Annotated in this window: 16 protein-coding genes; 12 read left to right on the top strand and 4 right to left on the bottom strand. The window is 50.7% G+C overall.

Annotation, left to right across the window (positions count from 1 at the left end; translation table 11 throughout):
- Positions 1–6 precede the first annotated feature (6 nt).
- Positions 7–1713, bottom strand: a complete 1707-nt coding sequence (narQ, locus tag DT73_RS23895) for a nitrate/nitrite two-component system sensor histidine kinase NarQ (protein ID WP_036116273.1) — start codon at positions 1711–1713, stop codon at positions 7–9.
- Positions 1714–2110: 397 nt separating this feature from the next.
- Here narQ and aegA point away from each other — a divergent pair, with 397 nt between their 5' ends.
- The 3 genes from aegA to DT73_RS23880 all read left to right on the top strand — a co-directional run bounded on the left by aegA (position 2111) and on the right by DT73_RS23880 (position 5925).
- The gene (gene aegA, locus DT73_RS23890; RefSeq protein ID WP_036116272.1) at positions 2111–4081 is read left to right on the top strand and encodes a formate-dependent uric acid utilization protein AegA; all 1971 of its coding nucleotides are present in this window, start codon (positions 2111–2113) and stop codon (positions 4079–4081) included.
- 83 nt (positions 4082–4164) lie between these two features.
- Positions 4165–4740, top strand: coding sequence for a GDP-mannose pyrophosphatase NudK (gene nudK, locus DT73_RS23885; protein WP_036116271.1), 576 nt, complete (start codon positions 4165–4167; stop codon positions 4738–4740).
- Between the two features lie 171 nt (positions 4741–4911).
- Positions 4912–5925 carry a DUF1176 domain-containing protein gene (locus DT73_RS23880; RefSeq protein WP_051691533.1) on the top strand — a complete coding sequence of 338 codons (1014 nt, stop codon included), beginning with the start codon at positions 4912–4914 and terminating at the stop codon, positions 5923–5925.
- A gap of 63 nt (positions 5926–5988) precedes the next feature.
- Here DT73_RS23880 and tal read toward each other — a convergent pair whose 3' ends face one another.
- Positions 5989–6945 (bottom strand): transaldolase, encoded by a 957-nt coding sequence (tal, locus tag DT73_RS23875; protein ID WP_036116460.1) that lies wholly within the window; start codon positions 6943–6945, stop codon positions 5989–5991.
- 273 nt (positions 6946–7218) lie between these two features.
- On the opposite strand from tal, the gene maeB reads away from it, so the two are divergent.
- Positions 7219–9498, top strand: coding sequence for an NADP-dependent oxaloacetate-decarboxylating malate dehydrogenase (gene maeB, locus DT73_RS23870; protein ID WP_036116259.1), 2280 nt, complete (start codon positions 7219–7221; stop codon positions 9496–9498).
- A gap of 159 nt (positions 9499–9657) precedes the next feature.
- Here maeB and hemF read toward each other — a convergent pair whose 3' ends face one another.
- Positions 9658–10560 carry an oxygen-dependent coproporphyrinogen oxidase gene (hemF, locus tag DT73_RS23865; protein WP_036116257.1) on the bottom strand — a complete coding sequence of 301 codons (903 nt, stop codon included), beginning with the start codon at positions 10558–10560 and terminating at the stop codon, positions 9658–9660.
- 3 nt (positions 10561–10563) lie between these two features.
- Positions 10564–11439, bottom strand: coding sequence for an N-acetylmuramoyl-L-alanine amidase AmiA (amiA, locus tag DT73_RS23860; RefSeq protein WP_036116255.1), 876 nt, complete (start codon positions 11437–11439; stop codon positions 10564–10566).
- A gap of 218 nt (positions 11440–11657) precedes the next feature.
- On the opposite strand from amiA, the gene DT73_RS23855 reads away from it, so the two are divergent.
- From DT73_RS23855 to cysA, 8 genes are all read left to right on the top strand, one after another.
- On the top strand, positions 11658–12083 hold the full coding sequence (locus DT73_RS23855) for a GNAT family acetyltransferase (RefSeq protein WP_036116253.1): 426 nt from the start codon (positions 11658–11660) through the stop codon (positions 12081–12083).
- Between the two features lie 146 nt (positions 12084–12229).
- Positions 12230–12685 carry a DUF2919 domain-containing protein gene (locus tag DT73_RS23850; protein ID WP_036116251.1) on the top strand — a complete coding sequence of 152 codons (456 nt, stop codon included), beginning with the start codon at positions 12230–12232 and terminating at the stop codon, positions 12683–12685.
- 43 nt (positions 12686–12728) lie between these two features.
- On the top strand, positions 12729–13304 hold the full coding sequence (locus tag DT73_RS23845; protein WP_036116249.1) for an RpoE-regulated lipoprotein: 576 nt from the start codon (positions 12729–12731) through the stop codon (positions 13302–13304).
- A 100-nt stretch (positions 13305–13404) separates the two neighbouring features.
- Positions 13405–14304, top strand: coding sequence for a Dyp-type peroxidase (locus DT73_RS23840; RefSeq protein WP_036116247.1), 900 nt, complete (start codon positions 13405–13407; stop codon positions 14302–14304).
- A gap of 584 nt (positions 14305–14888) precedes the next feature.
- Entirely contained in the window at positions 14889–15905 is a 1017-nt protein-coding gene (locus tag DT73_RS23835) for a sulfate ABC transporter substrate-binding protein (protein WP_036116245.1), read from the top strand.
- Positions 15905–16738, top strand: a complete 834-nt coding sequence (gene cysT, locus DT73_RS23830) for a sulfate/thiosulfate ABC transporter permease CysT (protein ID WP_036116244.1) — start codon at positions 15905–15907, stop codon at positions 16736–16738. The genes DT73_RS23835 and cysT overlap by 1 nt, the downstream gene beginning before the upstream one ends.
- Positions 16738–17610, top strand: a complete 873-nt coding sequence (cysW, locus tag DT73_RS23825; protein ID WP_036116243.1) for a sulfate/thiosulfate ABC transporter permease CysW — start codon at positions 16738–16740, stop codon at positions 17608–17610. Before cysT ends, cysW begins: the two co-directional genes overlap by 1 nt.
- Positions 17600–18685 (top strand): sulfate/thiosulfate ABC transporter ATP-binding protein CysA, encoded by a 1086-nt coding sequence (gene cysA / locus DT73_RS23820; protein WP_036116241.1) that lies wholly within the window; start codon positions 17600–17602, stop codon positions 18683–18685. Before cysW ends, cysA begins: the two co-directional genes overlap by 11 nt.
- The last annotated feature ends 44 nt before the right edge of the window (positions 18686–18729 follow it).

Raw genomic sequence — 18729 nt, 5'->3', positions numbered from 1 at the left:
TGATAATCACGATGCTGCTGCACCGCTTGCGCTGCCGGTATCAGTTGAAAAACTCAGGCTTACCAGCGTCCCCCCCGTTACCGGGCGTGAGATAGCCAGTTTCCCGCCCAGGCGTTGCGCCCGTTCATGCATAATATTTAAGCCATAATGCCCGGCGGGTTCATCAAGGCTTTGGATCCCGCGACCATTATCACGAACATAAACAGCATGCCCGCCATCGGGAGATGAGATACAACTTACCGATATTTCACTGGCATTCGCGTGTTTGATGGCATTGAGTACCGCTTCCCGTACCAGTTGTAGTAAATGGACTTGTTGTTGAGCATCCAGGGCCTGTGTAGGCATTCGGCAGTCAAGGTGGATTTGTGCCGGGGTTTGCGCACGTAAAGGTTCAATCATTTCCTGCAGGGCTGCAGACAAATCGGCTTGTTGCAGCGTCAGGCGGAATGTTGACAGCAGTTCACGTAATTGCCGGTAGGCATCATTCAGCGCTTTAGAGAAATCCTCAATGATTTGCCGCGCCATCGGGTTTTCCTGAGGAATACTCCGGTTAAGCAGAGCCATCTGAATACGTAAGTAAGAAAGCACCTGAGCCAGGGAGTCATGCAATTCACGGGCAATAGTGGCCCGTTCTTCCATCAACAAAAGTTGCTGATAGTGTTTTTGTGCCTGGTTGAAAAACAACCCACGGCCTAACATATTAGAGACACTTTGCATCATCTGTGCAGGTGGCGTATTGGGTTCTGCCTGCCAGCGTAACTGGCCAAATACTGTATCCTGCATAGTGACCGGAATGGTCTGCCAGTTTCCGTCTGTTACCTCGCTACCTTCACGGATGGACCAGTTTTCCCCTACCAACATCTCAATACACTCAACATGTTCATGCTGGCGGATTATCTGCAATATGTGGCGAAAACTCAGCGGGTCCATCGAACTGGTGTTCATTGCCTGAGAGCAGTTATACAACACTTCCAGCATACGGTTGGCCTGCTGTAAATCTAGTGTTTTCTCTGAGACTTTTTCTTCCAGCGAGCGGTAAAACTTGTGCAGTTCATTCGTCATCGCAGTAAAGCTGCGCGACAGCATACCCAGTTCATTTGGTAAGTCTGTATGCAGTGGTGGAATGTGGAACACGCCTTCCTGAATTTTTTTACTGGCAACAACCAGAGATTCCAGCGGAGACACCACATGCAGGCGAATGCGTTCCAGCGTAAAAAAGATAACCAGTAAAATGGTCATAAAACCGAGTGCGGCGAATACCGCCACCAGCATCACTTTCTTTTCCGCATACTGCTGGAGCGCAAAAACGAATTCGTTGATGTTACCAACATAGTTGGCAATATTTTGCTGGTACCAGGTTTGGTTTCCTGCCTGCAGTTGTTGCTGCATTTCCCCCCATGCGGCATGGATTTGAGCATACCGTTCGCGCACATTGGCGGGAACATACCAACGGTTCAGCGCGTGAAAAACAGGGGAGTTAAGAGAAGCGGTATATTTCTTTTGGTGCTCAGGCAACATCGCCGGGTTGGCCTGGAGATCATAGCCCATTCGGTAACTTTGCATGCGTAGTGAACCGGCAATATTCACGGCTTGTGCATCACTCAGGCTGCTGGAAAGCGTTACCAGCGCCAGACCAGTGGACAGCAGCGAAACCAGAACAATATACAGGAATGCACGGGCAAGGGTTGAAGATACTGATTGCTTAACGATCACATGCCGTCCTTTTAACAAACGTATCAATAAAACGTTACCAGAAAGTAATTATGTCGGAAGAATTGCCACTTTTGCAGAATCTTTTTTGATATTGCTGCGTAACGGGGTACAGAGCCACCCTCAGAAAAGTCCATATTAAATAAAACTATGTTTTATAAAAAACGACAATTATTTGATCCAACACAGTATAACTGCATTTTCCAGATAAACCTGGGCAACTGAACATTGCCTTACCACAAACAGGTCGGGTAATTAAATGAGTTTATACCCTTATTGCTTTTCGTGAAGGGTATCGTGACCTGCAAGGGGAAGGTGGCAGTCTGGTCTGCTGGTAGTTCTTCTGCTGAAGTGCGGGCGCTTATAAAAACTGTACCTATTGATAATGGCCAGAATAATGATGAATCGTTTTGTGATTGCCAACACCCAGGACTGCCTGGGGTGCCATGCCTGTGAAGTTGCCTGCGTGATGTCCCATAATAATGAACACCATGTTGTCGCGCCGGAACAGTTTTTGCCGCGAATTCATGTGATTGCGCAAGGTGAGCAGCGCAGTGCGGTAACTTGCCGCCATTGTGAAGATGCCCCTTGCCTGCAAAGCTGCCCAAACGATGCGATTTATCGTGAATCTGGCACTATCCAGTTGCGCAACCAGAGATGTATTGGTTGCAAGTCTTGTGTTGTCGCCTGCCCGTTCGGGGCGATGGACATTGTGGTTGATGCACCGGCAGCCGCAGGCCGGGGGATTGCCCAGAAATGTGACTTATGTGCAGGGCGAGAATCCGGCCCGGCCTGCGTGGAAAATTGCCCAAGCGGGGCATTAAAGCTAATTACCCCACAAATGCTGACATCTCTTGCCAAACAACGCCGCCAGCAAGCAGCAGGGCGTGAAGCGGGGGGCGGTGTTCCGATTAAAGTGGGGGTGAATACCAAAGTGCAGCAAATGCGCACTACCGCCCACCGTGAAGAGGCTGTCAAACTTGATGCTGAGCGGCGTAAACGCTGCTTTGATGAAATTTACCTGACTTATGACCGCGACCAGGCCAGCAATGCGGCTCGTCGTTGCCTGACTTGTGGCGAACACAGCATCTGTGAATGGTCCTGCCCGTTACATAACCATATTCCACAGTGGATAGAGTTGGTCAAAGAAGGCAGGGTGATGGAAGCCGTTGAGCTCTCACACCAGACCAACAGCCTGCCTGAAATTACCGGGCGTGTTTGCCCGCAAGACCGCCTGTGCGAAAGCCAGTGCACCTTGCGTGACAAATCCGGAGCTGTCACTATTGGCAACATCGAGCGTTATATTACCGACCAGGCCTTCTCCGCTGGCTGGAAACCGCAGTTGGGTAATATTTCACCAGCCAATAAATCTGTCGCTGTGATTGGTGCCGGCCCGGCAGGGCTTGCCTGCGCGGATGTCCTGACTCGTAATGGTGTCTCGGTAACTGTGTTTGATCGCCACCCTGAAATTGGCGGGTTGCTCACGTTTGGTATTCCGGCGTTTAAACTGGAGAAAGGCCTCTTACAACGCCGCCGGGAAATCTTCACTGAAATGGGTGTTACATTCCATCTGAATTGCGAAGTGGGCGCAGACATTCCGTTACAACAAATCCTCGAAGAGTACGATGCGGTGTTTGTTGGTGTGGGAACCTACCGTTCAATGAAAGCTGGCCTGGAAAATGAAGACGCACCAGGCGTCCATGATGCACTGCCGTACTTAATTGCCAACACGCGTAATGTTATGGGCCTGCCCGAATCACCCAATGAACCTTATGCGAACCTGGCCGGGAAAGATGTGGTAGTACTGGGTGGTGGGGATACCGCAATGGACTGTGTGCGTACTGCCCTGAGGCAGAATGCCGCCAATGTCACCTGTGCTTACCGGCGCGATGAAGCCAATATGCCTGGTTCGAAAAAAGAAGTAAAAAATGCCCGGGAAGAAGGGGCTGCATTTGAGTTTAACGTCCAGCCGCTGGAAATTGTGCTCAATGAACAGGGCAGTGTTGCAGGAATTCGTATGCAGCGCACCCGTATGGGTGAACCTGACAGCGCTGGCCGCCGGCGCCCTGTTCCCATTGAAGGCAGTGAGTTCGTGTTACCGGCTGACGCAGTGTTAATGGCATTTGGTTTCCATCCACACAATTTACCCTGGCTGGAAGAGCAGGGCGTTTCTCTGGATAACCGTGGGCGTATTCTGGCGCATGTCACCAGCACTTATCGTTACCAGACCAGCCACCCGAAAATCTTTGCTGGTGGTGATGCAGTCCGTGGGGCCGACCTGGTCGTCACCGCCATGGCTGAAGGCCGGCATGCGGCTCAGGGGATTATGAATTACCTCAGTATTGTGCCTCAGCAGGCCTGGCTGCAATAGCGTTTTTACGGTAATAAAACGGCAACGACAAATTGCCTCTGGCGGCGTAGTATGGTGACTCATGTCTGTTTTCAGGAGCCGCTATGCCGCCAAAAATTACTATCATCAAAGACAAAGTCCTCTCTGATAATTACTTTATTCTGCGCAACATCACCTACGAACTGACCCGTAATAATGGCGAAGTTATTCGCCAAAAGCGCGAGGTTTACGACCGGGGAAACGGCGCAACAATCTTGCTGTATAACCGCGACCAGCGCAGTGTGGTGTTGACCCGTCAGTTTCGTGTGGCAACCTGGGTGAATGGTAACGAGGATGGGCGGCTGATTGAAGCCTGTGCCGGGTTACTGGACAACGATGCACCTGAAGCCTGCGCCCGTAAAGAAGCCATGGAAGAAACGGGTTACCAGGTGGGTGAGGTCGAAAAAGTCTTTGAACTGTATATGTCTCCTGGCGGGGTAACAGAAGTTGTTTATTTCTTTATTGCACCTTATAGCGCGCAATTGAAGAAAAGTGCCGGGGGGGGCGTTGATGATGAAGCCATTGATGTCATTGAAATGGCTTTTGATGATGCAATGGAAAAAGTGCGTAGTGGCGAAATTTGCGATGGCAAGACAGTGATTTTACTGCAACATCTTAAGCTAAGTGGCTGTATGGATTAACGGCCACATTCATTTTGAGATTCGTTTTTTTTCAATCCGACAAATCTTATTGAGCCAGCCCGCAAGGGGAACGAAGATACGGCGACGTTATTTTGCTCATTCTGGTTTACAGGATTGTCTGTGCGCTTATCATCCGGTCGTCTCTTTTTTCTGGGTATTTTATTATCCGGCATGTTGCCGGGGCTTGCTTTGGCTGGCCCCGCGCAGCAGCAATTTGCTGACTGGCTGGTCACCTGTAATAACCAAAATTTTTGCCAGGCCCGTAATGTAAGCCACCATCACGGGCTGATAATGGCGCTGTCGCGCAGTGCCGGTGCCAAAGACGATATGTCTTTACGTATTGAACTGGGCTCACTTTATGCGCCGCCAACAAAGCTCCCGGCGATTAATGGCCGCCTGTTATGGCGTGGGAAACCATTACAACTGGATAAAAAATCCTGGCAAATTACACCTCATCGGGTAAAAACCACCAACCCGGGTGTGATAACGGACTTGTTACGCAACCTGGTGGCAGACACGGATAATTCCCCCATAACGCTTGTGCATGCGCAGGGTTCGGTTTCCCTTGATGGCCTGAAAAGTGCTCTGGAATTTATCGATACCGTGCAACAACGCCTGGGTAACCAAAGCGCCTGGATTGATCCTGGTGGCTTACCGCCAGAGAAAACACCACCAGCCCCTGGTTTAGTGGCCATTAATAAACCTGAACTTCCCGTAACGCCACTTAGCGCAACTGAGCTTAACGATCTACTCGATTATGGATCATGGCGCATGGCAAACAGCCGTTGTTCAATGGATCCTTCGCAACGTGAAGTTCGTGTCGCTCCACTGTCCGGTAATAAAGCCATTCTGATGGTGAGTTGTGAGTCCGGTGCCTATAACGTGGTTGATCTGGTGTGGGTTCTGAACCGTGAAAAACCTTTTCATGCCCGGCGTATTCACCTGCGCCTGCCTTTTAACTGGGAAGATCACGACAGGGATGTGGAACTGATGAACACCCGTTTTGATGACCATGACCAGGAGTTTGTTACTCTGAATAAAGGGCGTGGGTTTGCTGATTGCGGAGTGACGACCCGCTGGCGCTATACTGACGATCAGTTCAGCCTGGTGCGCCTGGCTTCACAGCCCGTGTGTGACGGGCAGGAAACCGCAGATGCCTGGCCAACGCTGTGGGTGGCCAACTAAAACCTGTGCTGGTAAGGTAGCTGAGGCCGAATATCATCACGGCCCCGCCACCTGGTGAGCCTGCTACTGCTGGTTTTTGGCTGCCAGTAGATCTTCCAGTTTGCGCTGGTCGGCGGCGAATAATCGTATTCCCTCGGCCAGTTTATCTGTCGCCATTTCATCCAGGTTTTGATCCCAACGGAATGCCGCTTCACTTAACGGTTGTGGCGTTGAGAACGTTTCAGAAGACGGGATCAATTTACGGATAACCGGTTCATCACTATTCTGCAGTTCTTCCAGCAACGCCGGTGAAATGGTTAACCGGTCACAACCGGCCAGTGCCAGAATTTGTTCAATACGGCGGAAGCTGGCACCCATGACAATGGTCGGGTAACGGTGGCGTTTCAGGTAATCGTAGATATTACGCACCGATTTCACACCTGGATCTTCTTCCACGATGTAAGGCGATAACGGCGTGCGGGTCTGGAACCAGTCATAAATACGGCCGACAAAAGGCGAGATAAGAAAAACACCCGCCTCAGCACAGGCTCTGGCCTGAGCCAGTGAAAATAACAAGGTGAGGTTACAATGAATACCATCGCGCTCCAGGTGTTCTGCTGCGCGGATCCCTTCCCAGGTTGCTGCCAGCTTGATAAGAATACGCGACGTATCAAACCCCTGAGCGGCATACATTTCCACCAACTCATGTGCCTTACGAATACTTTTCTGTGTATCGAAAGAGAGGTGCGCATCCACTTCGGTTGAAACCCGGCCCGGGATATTTTTCAGAATTTCCGCACCGACATTTACTGCCAGTTTGTCACAGGCGGCTTTAATTTGAACTTCCTGGGTTGCACCTTGCTTGTTGCCCCAGGCCAAAGCGTCTTCAATCAAATGCTGATATTGCGGCAGGCTGGCAGCCTTGAGCAATAAAGACGGGTTGGTGGTCGCATCCTGCGGCTGGTAGTGCAGGATAGATGAGATATCGCCACTGTCGGCGACGACGGTCGTAAACTGTTTAATTGCATCAAGTTGGTTCATGTTGACTTCTCCTGTATTCAGAACCGGCGCTTTCTCCGCACGCCAGGTAAAAAACGAGACCTGGTTAACAAAAAGCGTAGCAAACAACCCATGCAGTGGCTCCGCAGCCGGGTAACATACCATTTATAATTAGCTAACAAATCTTTGACTATTTTCAGGAATCTAACTGCCTTCAAAGTTTAGGTTGCACCGCCAGGTAATACTTGTCGGGCCTGGCGGGTTACATCGTACCGCTTCTTTTCATCGCCTGCTTGAAACTAACAGGACTACAAAATGGACGAACAACTAAAGCAAAGTGCCCTCGATTTTCATGAATTCCCCGTACCGGGTAAAATTCAGGTTTCGCCAACCAAACCACTGGCAACCCAACGCGACCTGGCACTGGCTTATTCACCGGGCGTGGCTGCACCCTGCCTGGAAATTGCCGAAAATCCGCTTGCCGCGCATAAATATACTGCGCGCGGCAACCTGGTGGCAGTAGTTTCTAATGGTACTGCGGTTTTGGGGTTGGGGAATATAGGCGCACTGGCCGGAAAACCCGTAATGGAAGGTAAAGGGGTTCTGTTTAAGAAATTTGCCGGTATTGATGTGTTCGATATTGAAGTGGATGAACACGATCCGGACAAACTGATCGACGTGGTGGCGGCTCTGGAGCCAACATTTGGCGGGATCAACCTGGAAGATATTAAAGCGCCAGAGTGTTTCTACATTGAGAAGAAACTTCGCGAACGCATGAAGATCCCGGTTTTTCATGATGACCAGCATGGCACGGCTATTATCTGTACGGCAGCGGTATTAAATGGCCTGCGGGTAGTGAAAAAGAATATTGGCGATGTCCGGCTGGTGGTTTCCGGGGCTGGTGCCTCCGCAATTGCCTGTATGAACCTGCTGGTGGCACTGGGAATGCAAAAGCACAATATTGTGGTGTGCGATTCCAAAGGCGTTATCTACCAGGGGCGTGATGCGAATATGGTGGAAACTAAAGCTGCCTACGCCGTGGTCGATGATGGCCGCCGTACCCTGGATGATGTTATTGCTGGTGCTGATATTTTCCTGGGTTGTTCTGGCCCGAAAGTTCTGACGCAGGACATGGTGAAAAAGATGGCCGAAGCGCCATTGATTCTTGCCCTGGCAAACCCGGAACCAGAAATCCTCCCGCCACTGGCTAAAGAAGTTCGCCCTGATGCCATTATTTGTACCGGCCGCTCTGATTACCCTAACCAGGTGAACAACGTCTTGTGCTTCCCGTTTATTTTCCGCGGTGCACTGGATGTGGGAGCCACCGCCATTAACGAAGAGATGAAACTGGCTGCAGTGCAGGCTATTGCTGAACTGGCTCACGCAGAACAAAGCGAAGTTGTGGCATCGGCTTATGGCGACCAGGAACTGAGTTTTGGCCCGGATTACCTGATTCCGAAACCTTTCGACCCCCGCCTGATTGTCAAAATTGCCCCTGCGGTGGCGAAAGCTGCGATGGATTCTGGTGTGGCGACCCGCCCTATTGAAGATATGGATGCCTACCGGGAGAAACTGACTGAGTTTGTGTATAAAACAAACTTGTTTATGAAACCGATTTTCTCTCAGGCACGCAAAGACCCGAAACGCATTGTGCTGGCCGAAGGGGAAGAGCCACGTGTGCTGCATGCCACGCAAGAGCTGGTTACCCTTGGCCTGGCCCGCCCGATTCTGATTGGTCGCCCGGGTGTTATCGACATGCGTATCAAAAAACTCGGTCTGCAAATTGAACTGGGTAAAGATTTCGATATTGTTAATAATGAATCCGACCCGCGCTTTAAAGCCTACTGGACGGAATACTACAACCTGATGAAACGCCGTGGCGTTACTCAGGAGCAGGCTCAGCGTACCGTTATCAGCAACACAACGGTGATTGGCGCGATTATGGTGCATCGTGGTGAAGCCGATGGGCTGATTTGCGGCACCGTTGGGGAATACCACGAACATTTCACCATTCTGGAAAAATTATTTGGCTACCGTGATGAAGTAAAAGCAGCAGGGGCGATGAATGCGTTATTGCTGCCCAGCGGTAATACCTTTATTGCTGACACTTACGTCAATGATGATCCCAACCCGGAACAATTAACGGAAATCACTTTGCTGGCGGCTGAAACGGTACGCCGGTTTGGGATTGAGCCGCGTGTGGCATTGTTGTCGCACTCAAACTACGGCTCTTCTGATGCACCAGCAGCGATAAAAATGCGTGAAACCCTGAAACGAGTTCGCGAGCGTGCACCCGACCTGATGATTGATGGTGAGATGCATGGTGATGCGGCCTTGATGGAAAGTATCCGCCATGAACGGATGCCAGACAGCCCGCTGAAAGGTGCGGCCAATATTCTCATTATGCCAAACATGGAAGCTGCACGTATCAGCTACAATCTGTTGCGGGTTTCCAGCTCTGAAGGTGTCACGGTAGGGCCGGTGCTGATGGGTATAGCCAAACCGGTGCATGTTCTGACGCCAATCGCCTCTGTGCGGCGTATTGTGAACATGGTGGCACTGGCTGTAGTAGAAGCGCAAACGTCACCAATTTAACGGCTCTGCGGGATACTTTGGTTGTGCTGTTGGCAATACCGCAACACACAGAGTATCCCGTCCGTTGGCTGTTACACGCCTGGCGTTATAACCGAATTTTAGTATTACAACGTTGATGTCTGTTTGCCCCACATTGTAGTGGGGCTTTTTTGGGTATAATTACACCCATTCCCTGACAGGCAGAAAATCCGTATAAAGTGCGGCTTCCGGGCTGCCTTCTTCCGGTGACCAGTCGTACTCCCAGCGTACTAACGGCGGCATAGACATCAAAATAGACTCCGTGCGCCCGCCACTTTGTAAACCGAATAACGTACCGCGGTCCCAGACCAGGTTAAATTCAACATAACGCCCGCGGCGGTATAACTGGAACTGGCGTTCACGTTCCCCCCAGGGAATACCTTTGCGCCGTTCAACAATGGGCAGGTAAGCCTGAGAGAAGCCTTCACCTACTGCCTGAGTAAAGCGAAAACACTGGTCGAAGTTGGGGGTGTTCAGGTCATCAAAAAATAAGCCGCCAATTCCCCGGGCTTCGTTGCGGTGGCGCAACCAGAAGTACTCATCACACCACTTTTTATAACGTGGATACACCTCATTGCCAAAGGGCGCGCACAAGTCATGTGCTGTGCGGTGCCAGTGCACGGCATCTTCTTTAAAACCATAGAACGGCGTAAGGTCAAACCCGCCACCAAACCACCATACCGGGTCTTCTCCGGGTTTTTCTGCCATAAAAAAACGCACATTGGCATGGCTGGTGGGCACGTACGGGTTGTGCGGGTGAATAACCAGCGAAACGCCCATTGCTTCAAAGCTCCGCCCGGCAAGTTCTGGCCTGTGTGCTGTTGCTGAAGCGGGCATTGTGTCGCCATGAACATGGGAGAAATTTACACCAGCCTGTTCAAACACCGTGCCGCGCAGCACGCGGCTACGCCCACCGCCACCGCCCTCTCGGGCCCAGTTATCTTCACTAAATTCTGCCGTGTCCTGGGCGCTTAATTGCTGGCACAGGTGGTCCTGTAACCCCAGCAGCCAGTTTTTAACGGCATTGAAATCAGGCTGTTCCATAAGTTATCCGTGCCGCGTATGGGCTTTGTGGTTTTCAAACCAGTTAAAGTAGCTGTCAACACCATCGGAAATGGCTGTGGCTATCTTTTTGCGAAACGCAGTGGTACCAAGTTGGCGCTCTTCAGCCGGGTTGGTAATAAATGACGTTTCAACCAGCACTGAAGGAATAGACGGCGATTTTAACACGACAAACGCGGCCTGCTCGGTGTGATTACTGTGCAGATGGTGAATCGGTTTTATCTGGCGAATGATATGTGAGCCGAGCGTCAGGCTGTTTTTAATGGTATCGGTCTGCACCAGGTCAAACAGCACCTGCTGCAAATAATGGTCGCGGTCTTTTACTTGCTTACCGGCTACATCATCTGCGGCGTTTTCACGGTCAGAAAGATATTTTGCCATGGCACTACTGGCACCACGGTTGGAAAGCGCAAACACCGATGCGCCAGCAGCCTGTGGGCTGGTAAACCCATCGGCGTGAATGGATAAAAACAGGTCTGCGCCATGTTTATGTGCTATCTCAACCCGGTCGTACAGCGGAATAAATGTATCGGTAGTCCGGGTCAGACGTGCGTCGAACCCTTTCTGGCGCAACATCCCGCGCACATATTTGGCAATAGCCAGAACGACATGTTTTTCTTCTGAACCATGGTGCCCGATGGCACCTGAATCAATACCACCATGCCCCGGGTCAATCATCACAATACGCCTGGCGCTTTTATTGCTGGTTTTTGCCTTGCTGTGGGCATTGTGTGTTTTCAGTGGCTGAGCCGTTTCTTTCGCAAGTGCTTTTGTGGTGCTTGCTACGGTCAGCGCCGCCAGGCCCGTCAGAAGTAACTGGCGGCGGGAAGTAAGTTGTTTAAACAGTTTTAATTTACTCATGCGGCCTGAAATATATGCTAAGTGGATTCCTGAATTATTGTTATATCGTATCGTCAACTCTTGAACGACAATCGCTGCATTAAAAAAGTTTTACGTTTCATTTCAATGGATGACAGCCAGGCATTATGCCATTTTTACAACATAGATGTGTCTGATATTGGCTATTGCTGCGCTAACGTTCATAATCATCTCTTTGGGTTAACTTAGTGAGGATAACCATGGAGATACGCGTTTTTCGCCAGGACGACTTCGAAGAGGTGATCACTCTGTGGGAACGTTGTGAACTTTTGCGCCCATGGAATGATCCGGAAATGGATATTGAACGTAAGATGAATCACGACCCTGAGCTATTTCTGGTAGCTGAAGTGGGTGGTGAAATTGTCGGTTCTGTCATGGGTGGTTATGATGGCCATCGTGGTGCGGCCTATTATCTGGGGGTTCACCCGGAGTTCCGTGGGCGCGGTATCGCGAATGCATTATTGAATCGCCTGGAGAAAAAGCTGGTTGCCCGCGGTTGCCCCAAAATTAATCTGCTGGTGCGGGAAGAAAATGACAGTGTTCTGGCAATGTATGAACACCTGGGTTATGAAGTGCATGATTCAATTAGTATGGGGAAACGTCTGATAGAAGACCAGGAATACTAAGCCTGTTTGTGCCGATTATTGTTATATTTAGTGGCGTTTTCTTACATCTGTTAGCAGGTGAATGGCATTTTTATCCTTTGTTTTATTAAGGGTAAAGCCCGGTGGCTCCGGCGCTTATTTATCCCTACGGCCCCAGGTTGAGCACGATGAAAAATAAATATACTCAGGTTACGCCCGATGATTACGATGCAGCAGGGCGTTTACGCTTACCTGTCTTATTTTGGTGCGTGTTACTGCTACAGGCCCGGACCTGGGTATTGTTTATTATGGCTGGCGCCTCCCGCCAGCAAGGTGATACCTTACTTACGCTTTTTTACCCTGATCACCAGGCATTCTGGGGCGGCTTATTAATGGGGCTGCCTGCGCTTGCCGGTTTTTTCTTGTGTGCATGGCGCCAGCATTTTCTGAGGCTTTGGCACTACGCGTACTGGATTCTGCTGGTGGTTCAAGTGGTTATCATGTGCCAGACGGCATTCCATTTTTTTCAGGACGATGCCAGTTCGCCGGTGTCGTTACTGTTTTGTGTTGCTGACGTTGTCGCGCTTTTTTGGTGGGTGACGAATCCCCGCTTACGGCAGTGCTTTTCCGCCCCCATGGAGTAAAGCCACCAGTGCAGCAATACAATCAGGATAAGGAACCCTGTAGATGAATACACGACGCATTCTGATTTGCGCAATACCGCTGTTGTTGAGTGGTTGCGCTTCTTTCTCCTCTTTTCAGTGGTCTTCCCTTGCGCCCTGGAATTGGTTTGGCAGTGATTTATCCGTAACTGAGCAAGGGCTTGGCACTCTCACCACCCGCACACCGTTAACCAGCGAAGGCATCAGTGCTGCCATTGGCAGTGACTACCACTTGCGTGAAGGGATGAAAATGCAAGATGGTGAAGTGGTTCGCTACTTTGAAGCACTCAAAGATAACAAGGTGATGTTAGTCATTAGTGGTGACAAAGGCTCTCTGGCGCGTATTGTGGTTACCGACCCGGACGTTAGCAGCAATGCTGGCGTGCAAATTGGCGCGCCCTTTAGTGGTATTTTTGATAAAGCACAGGGGCATTGCCTGGCTGGAACCGGAGATGAACGGGGTAATGTAGATTGCACGGCTCCTGGCAGCCAGCATATTCACTATGTCTTCAGTGGTGAATGGCAAGGGCCGGAAGGGCTTATCCCACCGGATGAAACACTCAGGAACTGGACAGTCGCGCAAATTGTTTGGGTGCGTTGAGTCCTGATTTGCGCAGTCGCAAAGAGTGTTACTCAAAAAAGAATATAATCATGCCCAAAAGTGCCGCATCAGGCGGCACAATTTTATTTCAGGAGGCGTTATGTCTGAGGCACAAAGTGGTATTTTGCCTGAACATTGTCGGGCCGCAGTCTGGCTGGAAGGCCAGGTTCAGGGAGAGGTTGGCGCATTACGTGAAGCGAGCAAGCGCTTTAGCGAAAAGCTGAGTGAACTGCAAGCGCAGTTCCCGGATGCGCATTTAGGTGCGGTTGTTGCGTTTGGGCATGATACCTGGCGTGAATTGAGTGGCGGCAAAGGCGCAGAAGAACTGAAAAACTTTACCCCTTTAGGCAAAGGGCTGGCACCGGCAACTCAGCACGATGTAATGATTCATATTATGTCATTGCGCCATGACGTGAACTTTACTGTGGCACAGGCTGTTGTGTCACTGTTCAGCCCTGTGGTGAGTTTTGTTGAAGAAACCCATGGTTTCCGGTGGGTTGAAGACCGTGACCTGAGTGGTTTTGTTGATGGTACAGAAAACCCGGCAGGTGACGCGCTTCGTCGTGAAGTCGCTGTTATCAATAGCGGCATTGATGCTGGCGGCAGCTATGTTCTGGTTCAGCGCTGGGAACACAACCTGGAACAACTGAACCGCATGGCAGTTCCTGAGCAGGAAATGGTGTTTGGGCGAACCAAAGTCGCTAATGAAGAAATTGACCCGGATGAGCGCCCGGTGACTTCGCACCTGACCCGTGTTGATTTGAAAGAAGGCGGCAAAAGCATGAAAATTGTGCGCCAGAGCCTGCCTTATGGTACTGCCAGTGGCACGCATGGCCTCTACTTTTGCGCCTACTGTGCACGGCTACATAACATTGAAGCACAACTGCTGAGTATGTTTGGCGAGGCAGACGGAAAACGCGATGCGATGCTGCGTTTTACCCGCCCGGTCACCGGGGGCTATTATTTCGCGCCTTCGCGTGAGCGCCTGGCTAACCTGTAACCAGGTATTGGATCACACACCGGCACGTTAAGTGCTGGTGTGGAATAACTGAACTGTCAAATACGCAAGTCAGAAAGGTTTTGTTCCATCCTGGTACTGGCAAAAATAAGCCTTAATCACTGTTCTGGTTATCTGAGTTGTTACCCCATAAATTAACCTGCTGAATCTGTAATTACGGTTTTCACCTGGGAAACCATCTTCACCTTAAATAACTCTTCGCACCGCTGGTTGCTGGTCACTTTTGTGTTCCACATACCAGTACTCCTCCTGCAAAACTTTGTTAAGCCCGGTGGCCCGGATATGTGTCTTGCCTGGTACTATAAATCGCTGCCAAAGGAGCCTGGTACCCGGCGACAGATGTATTCTAACGGTTTGAAATTATTACTATGATGTGTAAATAAACAGGTTAAAACTAACCTTTTCCCCATTTTGATGAAGACTGCAACTATGCTGTTTTCTCCCGCCTTGTCTTATTCCCTTTTGCGCTTGAAAATCACGAAACGGTATATAAAACCGTTATAACTTTTGACTCGCTTCTCAATACACTGGAGTTCTATTTCATAAGGTTTGAGTGAAGGTGCAAAATGGCGGGTAAGTCAGTAAAACGTGTCTTGAGTGCAATGGCGCTGTCTCTGGTCCTGGCGGGCAGTGCGCACGCGACGGAACTGCTGAACAGTTCCTATGATGTCGCACGCGAGTTATTCGCCTCATTGAACCCGCCATTTGAGAAACAATGGGCTCAGGATAACAACGGCGACAAACTGACTATCAAGCAATCCCATGCCGGTTCATCACGCCAGGCGCTGGCTATTTTGCAAGGCCTGAAAGCCGACGTTGTCACCTACAACCAGGTAACCGATGTTCAGATCCTGCATGACAAAGGCAATCTGATCCCTGCAGACTGGCAAAGCCGCCTGCCAAACCACAGCTCACCGTTTTACTCCACCATGGCCTTCCTGGTGCGTAAAGGTAACCCGAAAAACATTCACAACTGGAGCGACCTGGCCCGTAGTGATGTAAAACTGGTGTTCCCGAACCCGAAAACCTCAGGCAATGGCCGTTACACCTATCTTGCCGCCTGGGGCGCAGCCGACCAGGCTGACGGCGGCGATGAAGCCAAAACCAAAGCTTTCATGACCCAGTTTCTGAAAAACGTCCAGGTATTTGATACCGGAGGCCGTGGGGCAACCACTTCATTTGCTGAACGTGGCCTTGGCGACGTGCTGATTAGCTTTGAATCTGAAGTGAACAATATCCGTAAACAGTACCCGAACGAGCAGTTCGAAGTTGTGGTACCCAAAGTGGATATTCTTGCTGAATTCCCGGTGACCTGGGTTGATCGTAACGTGAAAGCCAATGGCACCGAAAAAGCCGCCAAAGCGTACCTGAATTACCTCTATAGCCCACAAGCGCAGGAAATTATTACCAGCTATTACTACCGGGTAAATAACCCTGAGCTAATGGGCAAAATGAAAGACAAATTCCCGGAAACCAAACTGTTTCGCGTAGAAGACAAATTTGGTTCGTGGAAAGACGCCATGAGCAAGCATTTTGCCAGTGGCGGTGAACTGGATCAGTTGTTAGCAGCAGGGCGTAGCTAATGTTTGCCATCTCTTCCCGGCGTGTTTTGCCGGGTTTTACACTCAGTATGGGCACCAGCCTGCTTTTTATCTGCCTGGTGTTGTTATTACCGCTGAGTGCGCTTGTGATGCAGTTAAGCCAGATGACTCTGGCGCAGTACTGGCAGGTTATTTCAAACCCGCAGATGGTTGCCGCGTATAAAGTGACAGTGCTGTCTGCTGGTGTGGCCGCCCTGTTTAACGGTGTGTTTGGCTTGTTGATGGCCTGGGTGTTAACCCGCTACCAGTTTCCCGGGCGCAGCCTGCTGGATGCCTTAATGGATTTACCTTTTGCGTTACCCACTGCTGTTGCGGGGTTAACACTGGCATCGTTGTTTTCGGTCAATGGTCTTTATGGCGAATGGCTGGGTCATTTTGGTATCAAAGTTACCTATACCTGGTTGGGTATTGCGGTTGCCATGGCTTTTACCAGTATTCCTTTTGTGGTGCGTACTGTGCAGCCAGTGCTGGAAGAGTTAGGGCCGGAATATGAAGAAGCGGCAGAAACCCTGGGTGCAACCCGCTGGCAGACTTTCCGCCGCGTAGTGATGCCTGAATTATCACCGGCGTTAATTGCGGGTATCGCATTATCATTCACCCGCAGTCTGGGTGAATTTGGCGCAGTCATTTTTATTGCCGGCAACATCGCCTGGAAAACAGAAGTGACATCATTGATGATTTTTGTGCGCTTACAAGAGTTCGATTACCCGGCAGCCAGTGCAATTGCCTCAGTTATTCTGGCGGCATCACTGATTTTGCTGTTTGGGATTAACACGTTACAGAGTCGCTTTGGTCGGCGTGTGGTAGGGCATTAATGGCAAATATTTCACAATTGCGCCCCCGGCGTGAACCCATCAACTGGGGTAAATGGTCGCTGATTGGCCTGGGTGTGGTGATATCAGCCTTTATTCTTGTTGTGCCAATGGCATCGATTTTTGCCATCGCCTTTTCTAAAGGCATTATGCCGGTGCTGCAAAACCTGGTTGACCCCGATATGCGTACTGCTATCTGGTTAACGTTGCTGATTGCTGTTATCACAGTTCCGGTCAACCTGGTGTTCGGTACATTGCTTGCCTGGCTGGTCACCCGTTTTACCTTCCCTGGCCGCCAGTTAATGCTGACACTGCTGGATATCCCTTTTGCGGTATCACCAGTCGTTGCGGGCCTGGTTTACTTGCTGTTCTACGGCGCTAACGGTATTGCTGGCAGCTGGCTTGAGGCACATAACCTGCAACTGATGTTCGCCTGGCCGGGCATGATTATGGTGACCGTGTTTGTTACCTGCCCGTTCGTGGTGCGTGAGCTGGTGCCCGTGATGATGAGCCAGGGCAGCCAGGAAGATGAAGCCGCAATTCTGTTAGGTGCATCCGGCTGGCAAATGTTCCGCCGGGTAACATTGCCAAACATCCGCTGGGCCTTGCTGTATGGCGTGGTATTGACCAATGCGCGTGCGATTGGTGAGTTTGGCGCGGTATCAGTGGTTTCCGGGTCTATTCGTGGTGAAACGCTGTCTTTGCCACTGCAAATAGAGATGCTGGAACAGGATTACAATACGGTGGGGGCATTTACTGCCGCCGCATTACTGACATTAATTGCAATTCTGACTCTGTTTTTGAAAAGTGCAGTGCAGTGGCGCCTGAACAGCCAGGAAAAACACCTGCAACAGGAAGGTAATAGTGAGCATTGAGATAAACAACATCAAAAAATCTTTTGGCCGGACTCAGGTGCTGAATGATATCTCGCTGGATATTCCAGGCGGGCAAATGGTGGCGCTGCTTGGTCCTTCTGGTTCCGGGAAAACCACACTGTTGCGGATAATTGCAGGCCTTGAACACCAGTCCAGTGGCCGTATCAGCTTTCATGGTAATGATGTCAGTAAGCTGCATGCGCGTGACCGGCGGGTTGGTTTTGTGTTCCAGCACTATGCGCTGTTTCGCCATATGACAGTGTTCGACAACATCGCTTTCGGCTTATCTGTTTTGCCACGCCGTGAGCGCCCGTCTGCAGCGGTTATTAAGCAGAAAGTGGCTAATTTACTGGAAATGGTCCAGCTTTCTCACCTTGCTGACCGTTTCCCTGCTCAGCTTTCCGGCGGGCAAAAACAACGTGTTGCTCTGGCGCGCGCACTGGCGGTAGAGCCACAAATTCTGCTGCTCGATGAACCTTTCGGTGCACTGGATGCCCAGGTGCGTATGGAATTGCGCCGCTGGTTGCGTCAGTTACATGAAGAGCTGCAATTTACCAGTGTCTTTGTTACTCACGACCAGGAAGAAGCGATGGAAATTGCAGACCGGGTTGTCGTAATGAGCCAGGGGAATATTGAACAGGCTGATGCACCTCAGCAAGTCTGGCGTGAACCTGCAACTCGCTTTGTTCTTGAGTTCCTTGGCGAAGTTAATCGGTTAAAAGGATCTGTGCAGGGTAGCCAGTTCCACGTTGGCGCTCACCGCTGGCCTCTCGGTTTTACCCCGGGTTACCAGGGCCCGGTAGACTTGTTCCTGCGCCCCTGGGAAGTGGATGTAAGCCGCCGAACCAGCCTGGATTCTCCGTTACCTGTTCAGGTACTGGAAGTCAGCCCGAAAGGGCACTATATGCAGCTGGTTGTGCAGCCGGTTGGCTGGTACACAGACCCTCTGACCGTTGTCATGCGTGATGACGTGGTGCCGCAACGCGGTGAACGCTTATTCGTGGGCCTGCAACATGCGCGCATCTATCACGGCGATTTGCGCATTGAGAGCCTTGCTCTGGCGCAGTCAGCCTGATAATTTTATAAGCATACCTTTAAGCGGCCGCAAGGCCGTTTTTT

Origin of the sequence: Mangrovibacter sp. MFB070 (assembly GCF_000705335.1) — a bacterium.
Taxonomy (GTDB): domain Bacteria; phylum Pseudomonadota; class Gammaproteobacteria; order Enterobacterales; family Enterobacteriaceae; genus Mangrovibacter; species Mangrovibacter plantisponsor.
Note: the sequence above shows the minus strand (reverse complement) of the source record. Positions and strands in the feature narration are given on the sequence as shown.